The organism is Streptomyces sp. NPDC041814 (genome assembly GCF_055590565.1).
The window spans coordinates 183,899-197,413 of record NZ_JBVJAM010000015.1; the positions used below are offsets into that span (position 1 = coordinate 183,899).

Below are 13,515 nucleotides of genomic sequence, written 5' to 3' on the forward strand. Positions count from 1 at the left end.
CAGAGTGACGCACATGGATGATCGGGTAGCGGGTGCCCTGTCACTCCCGGACGACTGGCCCGCCCACCCGGATCTCAGCCTCGCCCTGAACCGAATGGGCAGCTTCGACTGGGATCTCGACAGCGGCCTCATGCACTTGGACCGGCCCGCCCTCGACGTGTTCGATCTGAGGGCCGACGAATACGACAACCGGCCCGAGACGCTCGGGCTGCGCGTGCCGCCCGACGAGGGCGTCCGGCTGGACGCCCTCGTCTCGGAGACGCTGAAGAGCGGCCGCAGCACCTACGGGGCGTACTTCCGCCTCCTGTCGCGCGACGGCACCCTGCGCTGGGCGCACACCCAGGGCTTCGTGCGCCGCGACGACGGCGGCCGTCCTCGCCGGATCATCGGCATCGTCAGGGACGCCGGCCGGGAGCTCGCCGAGTCCGCAGCCCGCCGCGAGCTGGACGAGGAGCTGCGCCGCCGCACCAGCCTGGTCGACTCCACGACGGCCGCCCTGGCCCACGCCCGTACCGTCAAGGACGTGATCGAGGTCCTGAAGAACTCCGAGGGGCTGGCCCTGCTGGGCGCCACCAGCCTGGTCATGGGGCTCATCGAGGCCGGGCGCATCCACCTGGTGGCCGACGGGCCCGAGGGATCGTTCGTGCCCGGCACCCGTTATACCCGGACGGACGAGCAGTACCCGATGAGTGAAGTCGTCCGCACGCTCGGCCCCCGGTTCATCGAGTCGGCCGAGGACTTCGCCGCCTCCTACCCCGTCCTGTGGCCGCACATCAGCCACCTCGGCATCACCTCCGCCGCCTATCTCCCGCTGATCGCCCAGGCCCGCCCGATCGGCGCGCTCGGCCTCCTCTACAGCGGCAAGGACGGCTTCACCGCCGACGAGCGGAACCTGCTGCTGGCCCTCGGCAGCTCCATCGCCCAGAGCCTCCAGCGCGCCATGCTCTACGAGCAGGAGCACGACCTCGCCGAGGGGCTCCAGCAGGCCATGCTGCCGCGCCGGATCCCCGACGTGCCCGGCGCCCGGATCGCCGTGCGCTACCGCTCGGCCCGGCTCGGCCGGGACATCGGCGGCGACTGGTACGACGTCATCCCGCTCCCCGGCGGCCGGGTCGGAGCCGTCATCGGGGACGTCCAGGGCCACGACACCCATGCGGCCGCCGTGATGGGCCAGCTCCGCATCGTGCTGCGCGCGTACGCCGCCGAGGGGCACAGCCCCGCCACGGTCATGGCGCGGGCCTCCGTCTTCCTGCACGAGCTCGACACCGACCGCTTCGCGACCTGCACCTACGCCGAGGCCGACCTGACGACCGGCGTGGTCCAGCTGGTCCGCGCCGGACACGTCGACCCGCTCGTCCGCGACGCCGACGGCGGCTGCCGCAGGGTGCCGTCCGAAGGCGGGCTGCCACTCGGGCTCTCCGCCGAGTTCGGCCGGCTCGAATACCCGGTCAGCACGGTCGAGCTGGACCCCGGCCAGACCATGGTGCTGTTCACCGACGGGCTGGTGGAACTCCCGGGCGCCGACCTGGACGAGGGAACCCAGCGGCTCACCGCCCTCGTCACCAACGGCCCGCAGGACCTCGACCAGCTCGCCGACCGCCTCTGCGCGTCCGTGGACGAGCGCGGCGGCGAGGACGACGTGGCCCTGCTGCTCCTGCGCCGCAAGGCCGCCCAGGCCCCGCAGCCCGGCGGCCGGCTCCAGCAGCACGTCGCCCAGAACGACCCCGAAGCCCTCAGCTCGGCCCGGCACATGATCCGCGCGGCGGTCCGGGCCTGGGGCGCCAAGGACCGGGCCGACGAGGTCGAGCTGGCAGCCGACGAGCTGGTCACCAACGCCCTGATGCACACGGACGGCGGAGCCATCGTCACGATCCGGGTCCTCACCGGACCCGAGCGGCGGCTCCGGGTCGACGTCGAGGACCGGTCGAGCGCCCTGCCGCGCCGCCGGGAAGCCGGCGAGGCCGGGGTCTCCGGGCGCGGCCTGCTCCTGGTCGACCAGCTCGCGGACTCCTGGGGTGTGGAGTCCCGGGGGACCGGCAAGTGCGTCTGGAGCGAATTCGTCGTTCCGCCACGCGACTGACCCCGCGCCGGCCCCTCGTCCGGACGGGCGAGCAGTGGCGCGCAATAAGAACGTAACTGAACGTAACGTGTCTGTACTTGACCGTGATGGACCGCCGGAGATTGACTGCGACCTGGTCGGTCTCCCGTCTTCGACGACATTGAGGACCCGTTGGGCACTGAGCTTCTGGCACCCCTCGATCTCGCCTTCTGGCACCTCGAGTCCGATGCCCACCCCATGCACCTCGGCGCGCTCGCCGTCTTCACGCCGCCCCCCGGCGCCGCCCCCGGCCCCGAGGCGCTCCTCGGTCTCCTCGGCACCCGCGCCGCCGCGATTCCCCGGCTGCGCATGCGGGTGCGCGACGTGCTGCTCCCCGTCGGCGGCGCGGCCTGGTCCACCGATCCGGAGTTCGACGTACACCGGCACGTCCGGCGCGTCCAGCTGCCCGCCGGGGAGGCCGCGCCCGGCGGCGCGGGCTTCATGGCGGCGGCGACCCGGCTCGCCGGGGAGCTGATGGAGCGGCCGCTCCGCCGGGGCCTGCCGCCCTGGGAGATGTACCTCATCGACGGACCGGACGGCGGCCCGTTCGCCGTGCTCGTCAAGCTCCATCACGCACTCGCCGACGGGATGCGCGCGGTCGCCATCGGGGCCGGGATCTTCGACCAGATCGCCTCCGCGACCGCCCGCCCCCGTCCCTCGGCCCGGCAGCGTCCGGTCCCGCCCCGGTCCTGGATGCCGGGCCCCCGCCAGGTGGCCGGGTTCGCGCTCGGCCGGATCGAGGACCTGGGCCGCGCCTTCGGAGTCGGCGCCTCGCTGGTCCGGGCCGGCCGCCTCGATCCGCGGGGGGCGGCTGTGCTCCGGGCCGGCTCCAGCGGGACCCGGCGGCTGGCCACGGCCGACCTCGACCTCGACTCCGTGCGGCGAGTCCGCCGCGTGACCGGGGGCACCGGTAACGATGTGCTGCTCGCCGTCGTGGCGGGTGCGCTGCGGCGCTGGATGCTGGAGCGCGGCGAGACCCCGCCGCGCGACGACCCGCGCGCCCTGGTCCCGGTCTCCCGCCGCCGGCCCGGCGGCGCGGCCGTGGCCACGGGCAACCGGCTCTCCGCCTACCTCCTGGACCTCCCCGTTTCGGAGCCGGACCCCCGGGAGCGCCTGCGGGCGGTACGCGAGGCGATGGACCGGAACAAGGCCGCGGGCCCGCTGCGGGGGGCCGGGGCGGTCGCCGTGCTGGCCGACCAGCTGCCGTCGCTGGCCCACCGTTTCGGCGCCCCGCTCGCCGGTAACGCGGCCCGGATGCTCTTCGACGTCCTGGTCACCAGCGTGCCCCTGCCGCGCTCGCGCCTCTCGCTGGCCGGCTGCCCGCTGAGCGCCCTCTACCCGATGGCGCCGCTCGCCCGGGGGCAGTCGATGGCCGTCGCGCTGACGACGTACGGCTCGCGCGTCCACATCGGAATCGTGGCCGACGGCAAGGCGCTGCCCGGCCTGGACGGGCTTGCGCGATGCGTCGACGCGGAGCTGGAAGCGCTCCTCGCAGAGGTGACCCAGTAGCGGTGAGCAAGTAGCGGTGATCAAGGCATAGATCGGACAGATCGATGCCTCATCGCTGTAATTGGCGGCTGCAGGAGTGTTGACGCGCCCAAGTGATCCGATGAATATTCGCTGTGTGGCAGCGATCATCGAGGAGGGCGACGGCGGGATGCGGCGCGGCAGGCTGGGCGGCGGCACGGTCGAGATCACCGAACTCTCCTTCGGCGCGGCCGCCATCGGCAACCTCTTCAGCGCGGTGGAACCGGAACGGGCGGCGGCCACCGTCGACGCCGCCTGGGACGCGGGCATCCGCTACTTCGACACCGCGCCGCACTACGGACTCGGCCTCTCCGAACGCCGCCTCGGGGAGGCCCTGCGCCACCGCCCCCGCGCCGCGTACACGCTCTCCACCAAGGTCGGTCGCCTCCTCGACCCGCTCCCCCCGGAGGAGACCGCCGCGTCCGACGGACTCTCCGAGGGCTTCGCGGTACGCGCCACGCACCGCCGCCGCTGGGACTTCAGCGCGGCCGGAGTCCGCCGCAGCATCGAGGACAGCCTCGGCCGCCTGGGCCTCGACCGCATCGACATCGCCTACCTCCACGACCCCGACGAGCACGCCGAATCCGCCTTCCGCGAGGCGTATCCGGAACTGGAAAGGCTGCGTGCCGAAGGGATCGTCGGGGCGATCGGCGCGGGCATGAACCAGACCGCGATGCTCACCCGCTTCGTCCGCGACACCGACGTCGACGTCGTCCTGTGCGCCGGCCGGTTCACCCTCCTCGACCAGTCGGCCCTCACCGACCTGCTGCCGGCCGCCGCCGCGCGCGGCCGGAGCGTCGTCGTCGGCGGGGTCTTCAACTCCGGCCTCCTCGCCGACCCGCGCCCCGGCGCCACCTACGACTACGCCACCGCCCCGGCCGGCCTGCTGGACCGCGCCCTCCGGCTGCGAGGCATCACCGAGGCCCACGGCGTGCCGCTGCGCGCCGCCGCCCTGCACTACCCGCTCACCCACCCCGCCGTCGCCGGAGTGCTCGTCGGCACCCGTTCCCCGGACGAGGTGCGCGACGCCGCCGCACAGCTCGACCGGGAGATCCCCGACGCACTCTGGGACGACCTGCGCGACCAGGGCCTGCTGCCCGGGAACGGACACTGACATGCGCATCGCCCTGCACACCAAGGTCCGCGCCGACCGGATCGCCGAGTACGAGGCCGCCCACCGCGAGGTCCCGCCGGAGCTGACCCGGGCGATCCGGGCGGCCGGCGCCGGCTCCTGGACGATCTGGCGCAGCGGCACCGACCTCTTCCACCTCATCGAGTGCGACGACTACGCGCGCCTCCTCGCCGAGCTGGAGCAGCTGCCCGTCAACGTCGCCTGGCAGGCCCGGATGGACGGTCTCCTCGACGTCGTCCACGACTACTCCGCCGAGGGCGCCGACGCCGGGCTCCCCGTCGTCTGGGAGCTGTGAGGTGGCCGCCGGGCCCCGCGTCGTGGACGCCCACCACCATGTGTGGGACCTCGCGGTCCGCGACCAGGACTGGATCACCGGGGAGGACCTGGCCCCCCTGCGCCGCGACTTCACCCTGGCCGACCTGGAGCCCGAGGCCCGCGCGGCCGGGGTGAGCGCCACCGTCCTCGTCCAGACCGTCACCGTGGCCGAGGAGACGCCCGAGTTCCTCGCGCTCGCCGACCGCCGCGAGCTGGTCGCCGGAGTCGTCGGCTGGACCGACCTCACCGCTCCGGACATCGCCGACACGCTGGCCGCCCTGCGCGAACTCCCCGGGGGCGACCGCCTCGTCGGGCTGCGCCACCAGGTCCAGGGCGAACCCGACCCCGAGTGGCTGCTGCGGCCCGACGTGCTGCGCGGTCTGACCGCCGTGGCCGACGCCGGGCTCGTCCACGACCTGGTGGTCCTCCCGCACCAGCTGCCCGCCGCGACCCGGGCCGCCGCGGCGCTCCCCGGGCTCGTCCACGTGCTCGACCACGCGGGGAAGCCGCCCGTCGCCACCGGGCGCACCCGGCCCTGGGCCGATGACCTGCGCGCCTTCGCCGCCCTCCCCAACACCGTCTGCAAGCTCTCCGGACTCGTCACGGAAGCGGACTGGCGCACCTGGACCACGGACGGCCTGCGCCCGTACGCGGAGACCGTCATCGACGCCTTCGGGCCCGGGCGGCTCATGTTCGGCTCCGACTGGCCGGTGTGCCGCCTCGCCGCCACGTACACCGAGGTCCTGGACACTGCCCGCGCCCTGATCCAGGACCTGAGCGACGACGAGCGGGCCGCCGTGCTCGGCGCCACCGCCGAACGCGTGTACGGCCTCCGATAGGCGTCCCGCGCGCCGCTGCGGCAGGCTGGGACCATGCCCGAACTGCCGGAAGTCGAAGCCCTGCGGCTCTTCCTCGACGACCACCTCGTCGGCAAGGAGATCGACCGCGTCCTGCCCGTCGCCATCAGCGTCCTCAAGACGTACGACCCGCCGCTCACCGCCCTGCACGGCGGCACGGTCACCGACGTCCGGCGGCACGGCAAGTTCCTCGACATCGGCGTCGGCCCGCTCCACCTGGTCCCCCACCTCGCCCGGGCCGGCTGGCTCCGCTGGAACGACGCCTTCCCGGCCGCCCCGCCGCGCCCCGGCAAGGGCCCGCTCGCCCTGCGTACCGTCCTCACCGGCGGCGACGGCTTCGACCTGACCGAGGCCGGCACCACCAAACGCCTCGCCGTCCACCTCGTGCACGACCCGGCCGAGGTCCCCGGCATCGCCCGCCTCGGACCCGACCCGCTCGGCCCGGAATTCGACCGGGACGCGTTCGCCGCACTGCTCGACGGGGAACGCCGCCAGATTAAGGGCGCACTGCGTGACCAGTCGCTCATCGCCGGCATCGGCAACGCGTACAGCGACGAGATCCTGCACGTCGCCAGGATGTCGCCGTTCAAGCTCACCGCGAACCTCACCGATGACGAGATCACCCGCCTTCACGAGGCCATGCGCACCACCCTGGAGGACGCCGTCGCCCGGTCCGGCGGCGTCGAGGCAGGACGCCTCAAGGCCGAGAAGAAGAGCGCGATGCGCGTCCACGGGCGCACCGGCCAGGCGTGCCCGGTCTGCGGGGACACCATTCGCGAGGTCTCCTTCAGCGACTCCTCCCTCCAGTACTGCCCGACCTGCCAGACGGGCGGCAAACCACTCGCGGACCGCCGACTGTCCCGGCTCCTCAAGTAGGGGCGCGCCCCGCGGAAGCACGCCCTACACTCCGGCCTCATGCTCCGCGTACTCGCCGTCGACGACGAAGAACCCGCCCTGGAGGAACTGCTCTACCTCCTGCGCGCCGACCCCCGTATCCGCAGCGCCGAGGGGGCCACCGGGGCCACCGAGGCGCTGCGCCGCATCGGGAGCGCCGTCGAGGCGGGGCCCGACAACCCGTCCGCCATCGACGTGGTCTTCCTCGACATCCACATGGCCGGTCTCACCGGGCTCGACGTCGCCCAGCTCCTCGCCGGGTTCGCCGCGCCGCCGCTCATCGTCTTCGTCACCGCCCACGAGGGCTTCGCCGTGCACGCCTTCGACCTCAAGGCCGTCGACTACGTCCTCAAACCGGTCCGCCGCGAACGCCTCGCCGAGGCCGTACGACGCGTCGCCGAGCAGGTCCAGGACCGTTCCGCCCCCGCCGTCCACGACACCGCGCAGGACCAGATCGCCGTTGAACTGGGCGGCGTCATCCGCTTCGTCCCGATCGGCGACATCACCTACGCCGAGGCCCAGGGCGACTACGCCAGGCTGCACACCCCCAACGGCAGCCACCTCGTCCGCGTCCCCCTCACCACCCTGGAGGAGCGCTGGCGCACCCGCGGCTTCGTCCGCATCCACCGCCGCCATCTCGTGGCCCTCGGCCGGATCGACGAACTGCGCCTGGACGCCGGGAGCATGAGCGTCCGCATCGGCACCGCCGAACTCGCCGTCAGCCGCCGCCACACCCGCGCCCTGCGCGATCTGCTCATGCGGCGGACCGGCCGCTGACCAGCGGCTACCGGCCCGCGAACCCCTTCCCAGCGGGACCGGGTGACGCCTACACTCCGGCCCCATGTCCGCAGAGCCCACACCCCGGCGCGAAGTGGTGACGGGGGAGCCCCGGCGGGTGCGCCCGCTGCCGCGCTACCGCACCCAGTCGGAGATCGACGAGCAGACCGCGCTCGGCGGCGCCTACGTCCGCTCCCTGATGCGGGGGCAGCTGCGGGCCGGACTCACCGCCTTCGCCGTCCTCGCCGCCGTCGTGGGCACCCTGCCCCTCGTCTTCGAGGCCCTGCACAGCTCCGCCGTCGTCTGGGCGGTGCTCGGCTTCGCCGCCTACCCGCCGCTCACCGTGCTCGCCTGGTGGTACGTGCGCCGCGCCGAGCGCAACGAGAGCGACTTCGCCCGGCTCGTGGAAGGCCGCTCCGCCCCGTGAGCCGCACGTACGCGGTGGCGGCCGTCGCCGTCGTCGTCCTGGCCACCGTCCTCGTCGGCGGTTTCGGGCTGCGGATCTCCCGGACCACCTCCGACTTCTACGTGGCCTCGCGCACCGTGCGCCCCCGGCTCAACGCCGCCGCCATCAGCGGCGAATACCTCTCGGCCGCCTCCTTCCTCGGCATCGCGGGCCTGGTCCTCGTGCACGGGCCCGACATGCTCTGGTACCCGGTCGGCTACACCGCCGGCTATCTGGTCCTGCTGGTCTTCGTCGCCGCTCCGCTGCGCCGCTCGGGGGCGTACACCCTGCCCGACTTCGCCGAAGGGCGCCTGGAATCCCGGCAGGTGCGCAGACTCGTCAGCGTCCTCGTCGTCGGCGCGGGCTGGCTCTATCTGGTGCCCCAGCTCCAGGGCGCGGGACTGACGCTCAAGATCCTCACCGGAGCGCCCGGCTGGCTCGGAGACGTGCTCGTCGCCTCCGTCGTCGTGCTCGCCGTAGCGGCCGGCGGGATGCGCTCGATCACCTTCGTCCAGGTCTTCCAGTACTGGCTGAAACTGACCGCGCTCCTCGTCCCCGCGATCTTCCTGGTGCTGGCCTGGCAGGGCGACGGACAGCCCCGCATCACCTTCGACGAACACCTCTCCGCGTTCCGCGCCGACCACCCGCTGTACGCGACCTACGGCCTCATCGTCGCCACCTTCCTCGGCACCATGGGCCTGCCGCACGTCGTCGTCCGCTTCTACACCAGCCCCAACGGCCGTGACGCCCGCCGCACCACCGTCGCCGTCCTCGCCCTCATCGGCGTCTTCTACCTCCTGCCGCCCGTCTACGGCGCACTGGGCCGCCTGTACGCCCCCGAGCTGATCCACGGCGGAGACGCGGACGCCGCCGTGCTCCTGCTGCCCGGCCGGGTCATCGGCGGACTCGGCGGCGACCTGCTCGGGGCGCTCGTCGCGGGCGGCGCGTTCGCCGCTTTCCTCTCCACCGCCTCCGGGCTCACCATGGCGGTCGCCGGGGTCATCACCCAGGACGTACTGCCCTCGCGCGGGGTGCGGCACTTCCGGCTGGCCACCGTCCTCGCCATCTCCGTGCCCCTGGCCGGCTCGCTGATGGTCAGCCGGGTCCCCGTCGCCGACTCCGTGGGCATGGCCTTCGCCGTCTCCGCGTCCTCCTTCTGCCCGCTGCTCGTCCTCGGCATCTGGTGGCGGCGGCTCACCCCGCCCGGAGCGGTGGCCGGGCTCCTGCTCGGCGGCGGCTCCGCGCTGCTCTCCGTCGCCATCACGGTCAGCGGCGCGGTGCGCCCGCCCGGCTGGCCGCACGCCCTGCTCGCCTGGCCCGCCGTCTGGTCCGTGCCCGTCGGCTTCCTCGCCATGATCCTGGTCTCGCTCGCCACACCGAGCCGGATACCCCCCGGCACCAACGCCGCCATGACCCGCTTCCACCTGCCCGAAGCGCTCACCACCGGGAGGCACCGGTGACCGGGGCCGGATACGCCGTCATCGTCGTGCTCGCCCTGCTGCTGTTCGGCGGAGGCCTCCTGCTCGGCCGCCGCACCGCCCGGCCCCTGCGCACCAGCGACGTCGGCACGCCCGTCGAGCACGCCACCTTCGAGACCCTGCACACCGCGTCCCTGGCCGCGCCCCCGCTCCGCGCCGGGCTCACCGAGGACAGCGCCCGCCGGTCCGCCCGCCGGCTGCGCTCACTCCTCGGCACCGACGCGCTGTGCCTCACCGACCGCGACGGGATCCTCGTCTGGGACGGCGAGGGCGACCACCACGGCCGGGACGTCATGGAGCAGGTCGCGGGCGTCCTGGAGACCGGCCGCGACACCGCCTTCCGCAGCGACTGCGACGACCTGGACTGCCCGCTGAAGTGGGCCGTCGCCGTGCCACTGACCGTCGACCACCGCGTCCTCGGCACCCTCGTCGCCTACGCCCCGCGCGAATCGGCCGTCCTGGCCCGGGCGGCGGGCGAGGTCGCCCGCTGGGTCTGCGTCCAGCTGGAACTGGCCGAACTCGACCGCTCCCGGACCCAGCTCATCGAGGCCGAGATCAGGGCCCTGCGCGCGCAGATCTCCCCGCACTTCATCTTCAACTCACTGGCCGCCATCGCGTCCTTCGTCCGCACCGACCCGGAGCAGGCCCGCGAACTGCTCCTGGAGTTCGCGGACTTCACCCGGTACTCGTTCCGCAGCCACGGTGACTTCACGACGCTCGCGGACGAGCTGCACTCCATCGACCAGTACCTCGCCCTGGTCCGGGCCCGCTTCGGCGAACGGCTCTCCGTCACCCTCCAGGTCGCCCCCGAGGTCCTTCCCGTCGCCCTGCCCTTCCTCTGCCTCCAGCCCCTCGTGGAGAACGCCGTCAAACACGGCCTGGAAGGCGCCGTCACCTCAAGCCGCATCACCATCAGCGCCCTGGACGCCGGCTCCGAGGCCGAGGTCGTGATCGAGGACGACGGCACCGGCATGGACCCCCAGCGGCTGCGCCACATCCTGCGCGGCGAGGGCGGCCGATCGACCGGCATCGGCCTGCTCAACGTGGACGAACGGCTCCGCCAGGTGTACGGGGACGAGTACGGGCTCGTCATCGAGACGGGCATCGGGGCCGGGATGCGGATCACCGTACGGCTGCCGAAGTACCGCGCGGGGGTGCACGGGTCCTGAGCGGCGGGCCCTGCCCTGAGCCCTAGTACAGATGCACCGCGAGGTGTCCCAGCGGCAGGCCCAGCTGCCAGGCCGGGGTCCACACCTGCGCCTCCTCCTCCGGCTCCCAGGGCGGCGGAGGGCCGATGGCCTCCAGGTCGGCGGCCAGCAGCTCGGTCTCCTCCAGCCACCGCCAGGCCGACCGGGCCAGCGCCAGATCCGCTTCGGTGCCGCCCGCCACCGGGGCGGCCAGCCGGGCGCGTACCCAGTGGCGCCATGGAGTCCCGGACGCGGTGAGCAGCCGCAGCTCGTCCACCCGCGCGGCCGGCAGCGTCCCGGCCACCGCACCGTCCAGCAGGAAGATGGTGAGCGCCAGCGCGTCCCGCCCCGCACGGAATTCCAGCGTCGCCGGCTCCATCAGGTCGCCGGTGCGCAGCAGTTCGTCGGCCAGGTACTCCGCGTACATCCAGGCCATCGGGACCGGCAGCTCGTCCGCGCCGGACCCCTCATGACGTTCCGGAGGCATCCCGTATCGCCCCATTCCCTCGGTCTCGGGGCCGTACGGCCGGCGGGGCCCGGCCGATCGCCCACGCAGCATTGAACCGGGGGAGCGCGTCCCGCGTGGCCGAAAAGGCAGGATCCGCCGCACCGGATGCGTCACATGCACGAGGCGCCGACGACCGTCCGCTCCCGGGAGGGGCGGCGCGTGTAGCCGGGGAGATTGCGGGAGAGCAGCCGGAGCGCGTAGTGCGAACGCGACTTGACCGTGCCCGCCGGTATCCCGAGGACCTCGGCCGTCTCGCCCACGCTCAGCCCGCGGAAGTAGATCTGCACCAGGACCGACCGGTGCTCCGGGCTCAGGGCGCGTACCGCCTCGCGCACATCGAGCGCGGCGACCGCGGACTCCGCCGTGTCGGCCCCCGCGGGTGCGCACTCCAGGCCCGCGTCGCTGACCTCGGCCGGCCGGGCCAGCCGGGAGCGCCGGGCGTCGATCGCCAGCCGTCGGGCCACGGTGAACAGCCAGGGCCGCATCGACTCGTACGGTCCGTCGAAGGCCTCCGGGTGCTGCCAGGCCCGCACCAGCGTCTCCTGGAGCAGGTCCTCGGCCCGCTGCCGGTCACCGAAGGTCAGACCGAGCAGGAAGTGGAACAGGGCGGGGCCGTGGTCACGCTGGAGCTCCGCGAGCGCCCGCTCATCGGTCTTCGTCGTGGTCATGGTGAACGCCCTTCCCGCCAAGGTCCGCCTCGCTGCCGACCTGGCGTATACGAGCGCATTCGGGCCACGAGGAACAGGACAAAAGCCGCCCCGTGCGACGAGCGGTCGCTCAGAGCGGCGAATGGTGCGGTGAACGGTCGGGCGGCGCCCCGGGAAAGGCCCTACGGCACCACGGTGACCGGCCAGCGGCCCGCCTTGACCAGGCGGACGGCCACCGAGCCGATGAAACGGTGCCCCGCCGACTCCGAGGCGCCCACCACCACGGCATCCGCCTTGAGTTCGTCGGCGGCGGTCACCAGACCGTTGTACGGGTCCCCACGGAAGGTGTGGAATTCCCAGCGGACATCCCATATGTCCTTCATCCGGGCCGTCGACCGGCGGATCTCCTCCACCAGGCCCTCGGCCACCTCGGCGGTCGCGTCGCCGACCGGAGCCCCGAGCGCCGCGCCCGCCGCCAGCACCGGCTGGACGTACACCAGCGCCAGCATGGCCCGCTGCCGGCGCGCGAGCCCGGCCGCGTAGGCCGCCGCGCGCATGGACGACTCGGAGCCGTCGAGGCCCGCGACGATCACCTTCGGACCGTCTGTGCCACGTTCGAACTGGTGGGAGTGCTGATCTGTCACGGCAGTGAGGCTATCGGCTCGCCCCGCGGCTTCCGGCCCGGCCTCCCGGTGGCTGCCCGCCGCTCACCGCTGCCGCCACGTCTTTCCCGCCATCCGGGTGCAAAAGACCCGGCGGCCGGTGTCGCTGAGGCGGGCGGAGGGGCGGGCGTGCGAGCAGTGGGGGATGAAGAGTGATCACAGGCCGCTCCTGCGGAGAACGGTCCTGCGGCTGGCCGCCGGGCTGGGAGCAGCCACCGCGGCAGGGGTCGTCGCGGCGGACCCCGTTACCTCCCCGGTCCGTCCGACGACCCCCGTCGAGGGTGCGGCGGGCTCACCGGCCACCGCCTTCCGCGGCCGGGCACTCGCCTATAGGCTGCGGCCCATGACGGGACAGACGCCGCCCCGGTACCGCCCGGCGGCCCCGCCGGTCCGCACCCGGCCGTTCGAGCAGCTGTCCGACATCGGGCACGCCATGGTGCTGTCCTTCGACGACGGCCCCGACCCGCTGTACACCCCGCACATCCTGGACACGCTGCGCGAACACGACGTACGGGCCATGTTCTTCCTGTGCGGGGAGATGGCGAACGACAACCGCGACCTGGTCCGCCGGATCTCCGACGAGGGGCACACCGTGGGCAACCACTCGTGGACGCACCCCCTGGTCACCGAGCTCTCCCGGGCCGGGATCACCGACGAGCTGGGGCGTACCAGCGACGTCATCGAGGAGATCACCGGCGAGGCGCCGCTCTGGTACCGGGCGCCCTACGGTGCCTGGAACCGCGACTCGTTCGAGATCGGCGCCGCGATGGGCATGGAGCCGATGGCCTGGACGGTGGACACGCTCGACTGGACCATGCCCGGCACCGACACCATCGTGCGCCGGGTCAGGGAGGGCGCGGGCGCCGGGGTCGTGGTGCTTTCGCACGACGCGGGCGGCAACCGCTCGCAGAGCGTGGCGGCGCTGCGCCGGTATCTGCCGGAGCTGCTGGACGACGGATACCGGCTCACGGTGCCGCGGCGCCGCTGA

General features: G+C 73.5%; 14 protein-coding genes. 11 read left to right on the forward strand and 3 right to left on the reverse strand.

Going from position 1 to position 13,515, the window contains the following annotated elements; translation table 11 throughout:
- Nucleotides 1-13 precede the first annotated feature (13 nt).
- From ACZ6C6_RS30880 to ACZ6C6_RS30925, 10 genes are all read left to right on the forward strand, one after another.
- Entirely contained in the window at nt 14-2,080 is a 2,067-nt protein-coding gene (locus ACZ6C6_RS30880; RefSeq protein ID WP_469207546.1) for a SpoIIE family protein phosphatase, read from the forward strand.
- 150 nt (nt 2,081-2,230) lie between these two features.
- The gene (locus ACZ6C6_RS30885; RefSeq protein ID WP_469207547.1) at nt 2,231-3,607 is read left to right on the forward strand and encodes a wax ester/triacylglycerol synthase family O-acyltransferase; all 1,377 of its coding nucleotides are present in this window, start codon (nt 2,231-2,233) and stop codon (nt 3,605-3,607) included.
- A gap of 148 nt (nt 3,608-3,755) precedes the next feature.
- Entirely contained in the window at nt 3,756-4,739 is a 984-nt protein-coding gene (locus ACZ6C6_RS30890) for an aldo/keto reductase (protein WP_469207624.1), read from the forward strand.
- 1 nt (nt 4,740) lies between these two features.
- Nucleotides 4,741-5,052, forward strand: a complete 312-nt coding sequence (locus ACZ6C6_RS30895; RefSeq protein ID WP_469207549.1) for an L-rhamnose mutarotase — start codon at nt 4,741-4,743, stop codon at nt 5,050-5,052.
- Nucleotide 5,053: 1 nt separating this feature from the next.
- Nucleotides 5,054-5,911, forward strand: coding sequence for an amidohydrolase family protein (locus tag ACZ6C6_RS30900; protein WP_469207550.1), 858 nt, complete (start codon nt 5,054-5,056; stop codon nt 5,909-5,911).
- Nucleotides 5,912-5,944: 33 nt separating this feature from the next.
- Nucleotides 5,945-6,805, forward strand: a complete 861-nt coding sequence (locus ACZ6C6_RS30905) for an Fpg/Nei family DNA glycosylase (protein WP_469207552.1) — start codon at nt 5,945-5,947, stop codon at nt 6,803-6,805.
- Between the two features lie 39 nt (nt 6,806-6,844).
- On the forward strand, nt 6,845-7,600 hold the full coding sequence (locus tag ACZ6C6_RS30910; protein ID WP_469207554.1) for a LytR/AlgR family response regulator transcription factor: 756 nt from the start codon (nt 6,845-6,847) through the stop codon (nt 7,598-7,600).
- Between the two features lie 64 nt (nt 7,601-7,664).
- Entirely contained in the window at nt 7,665-8,027 is a 363-nt protein-coding gene (locus tag ACZ6C6_RS30915; protein ID WP_073967248.1) for a hypothetical protein, read from the forward strand.
- Nucleotides 8,024-9,505 (forward strand): sodium:solute symporter family transporter, encoded by a 1,482-nt coding sequence (locus tag ACZ6C6_RS30920; protein WP_161212748.1) that lies wholly within the window; start codon nt 8,024-8,026, stop codon nt 9,503-9,505. The genes ACZ6C6_RS30915 and ACZ6C6_RS30920 overlap by 4 nt, the downstream gene beginning before the upstream one ends.
- Nucleotides 9,502-10,692, forward strand: a complete 1,191-nt coding sequence (locus ACZ6C6_RS30925) for a sensor histidine kinase (protein WP_393773092.1) — start codon at nt 9,502-9,504, stop codon at nt 10,690-10,692. Before ACZ6C6_RS30920 ends, ACZ6C6_RS30925 begins: the two co-directional genes overlap by 4 nt.
- A gap of 22 nt (nt 10,693-10,714) precedes the next feature.
- Here the strand turns inward: ACZ6C6_RS30925 and ACZ6C6_RS30930 are convergent, their stop codons facing one another.
- The 3 genes from ACZ6C6_RS30930 to ACZ6C6_RS30940 form a co-directional block, all read right to left on the reverse strand.
- The gene (locus ACZ6C6_RS30930; RefSeq protein WP_469207557.1) at nt 10,715-11,197 is read right to left on the reverse strand and encodes a hypothetical protein; all 483 of its coding nucleotides are present in this window, start codon (nt 11,195-11,197) and stop codon (nt 10,715-10,717) included.
- 131 nt (nt 11,198-11,328) lie between these two features.
- Nucleotides 11,329-11,886: a sigma-70 family RNA polymerase sigma factor gene (locus ACZ6C6_RS30935; protein WP_469207558.1), complete on the reverse strand. Its 558-nt coding sequence runs from the start codon at nt 11,884-11,886 to the stop codon at nt 11,329-11,331.
- Between the two features lie 161 nt (nt 11,887-12,047).
- Nucleotides 12,048-12,509, reverse strand: coding sequence for a universal stress protein (locus ACZ6C6_RS30940; RefSeq protein ID WP_143622725.1), 462 nt, complete (start codon nt 12,507-12,509; stop codon nt 12,048-12,050).
- A 163-nt stretch (nt 12,510-12,672) separates the two neighbouring features.
- Between ACZ6C6_RS30940 and ACZ6C6_RS30945 the strand changes: the two genes are divergently transcribed.
- Complete coding sequence (locus ACZ6C6_RS30945) at nt 12,673-13,515, forward strand: polysaccharide deacetylase family protein (protein ID WP_469207561.1); 843 nt, start codon at nt 12,673-12,675, stop codon at nt 13,513-13,515.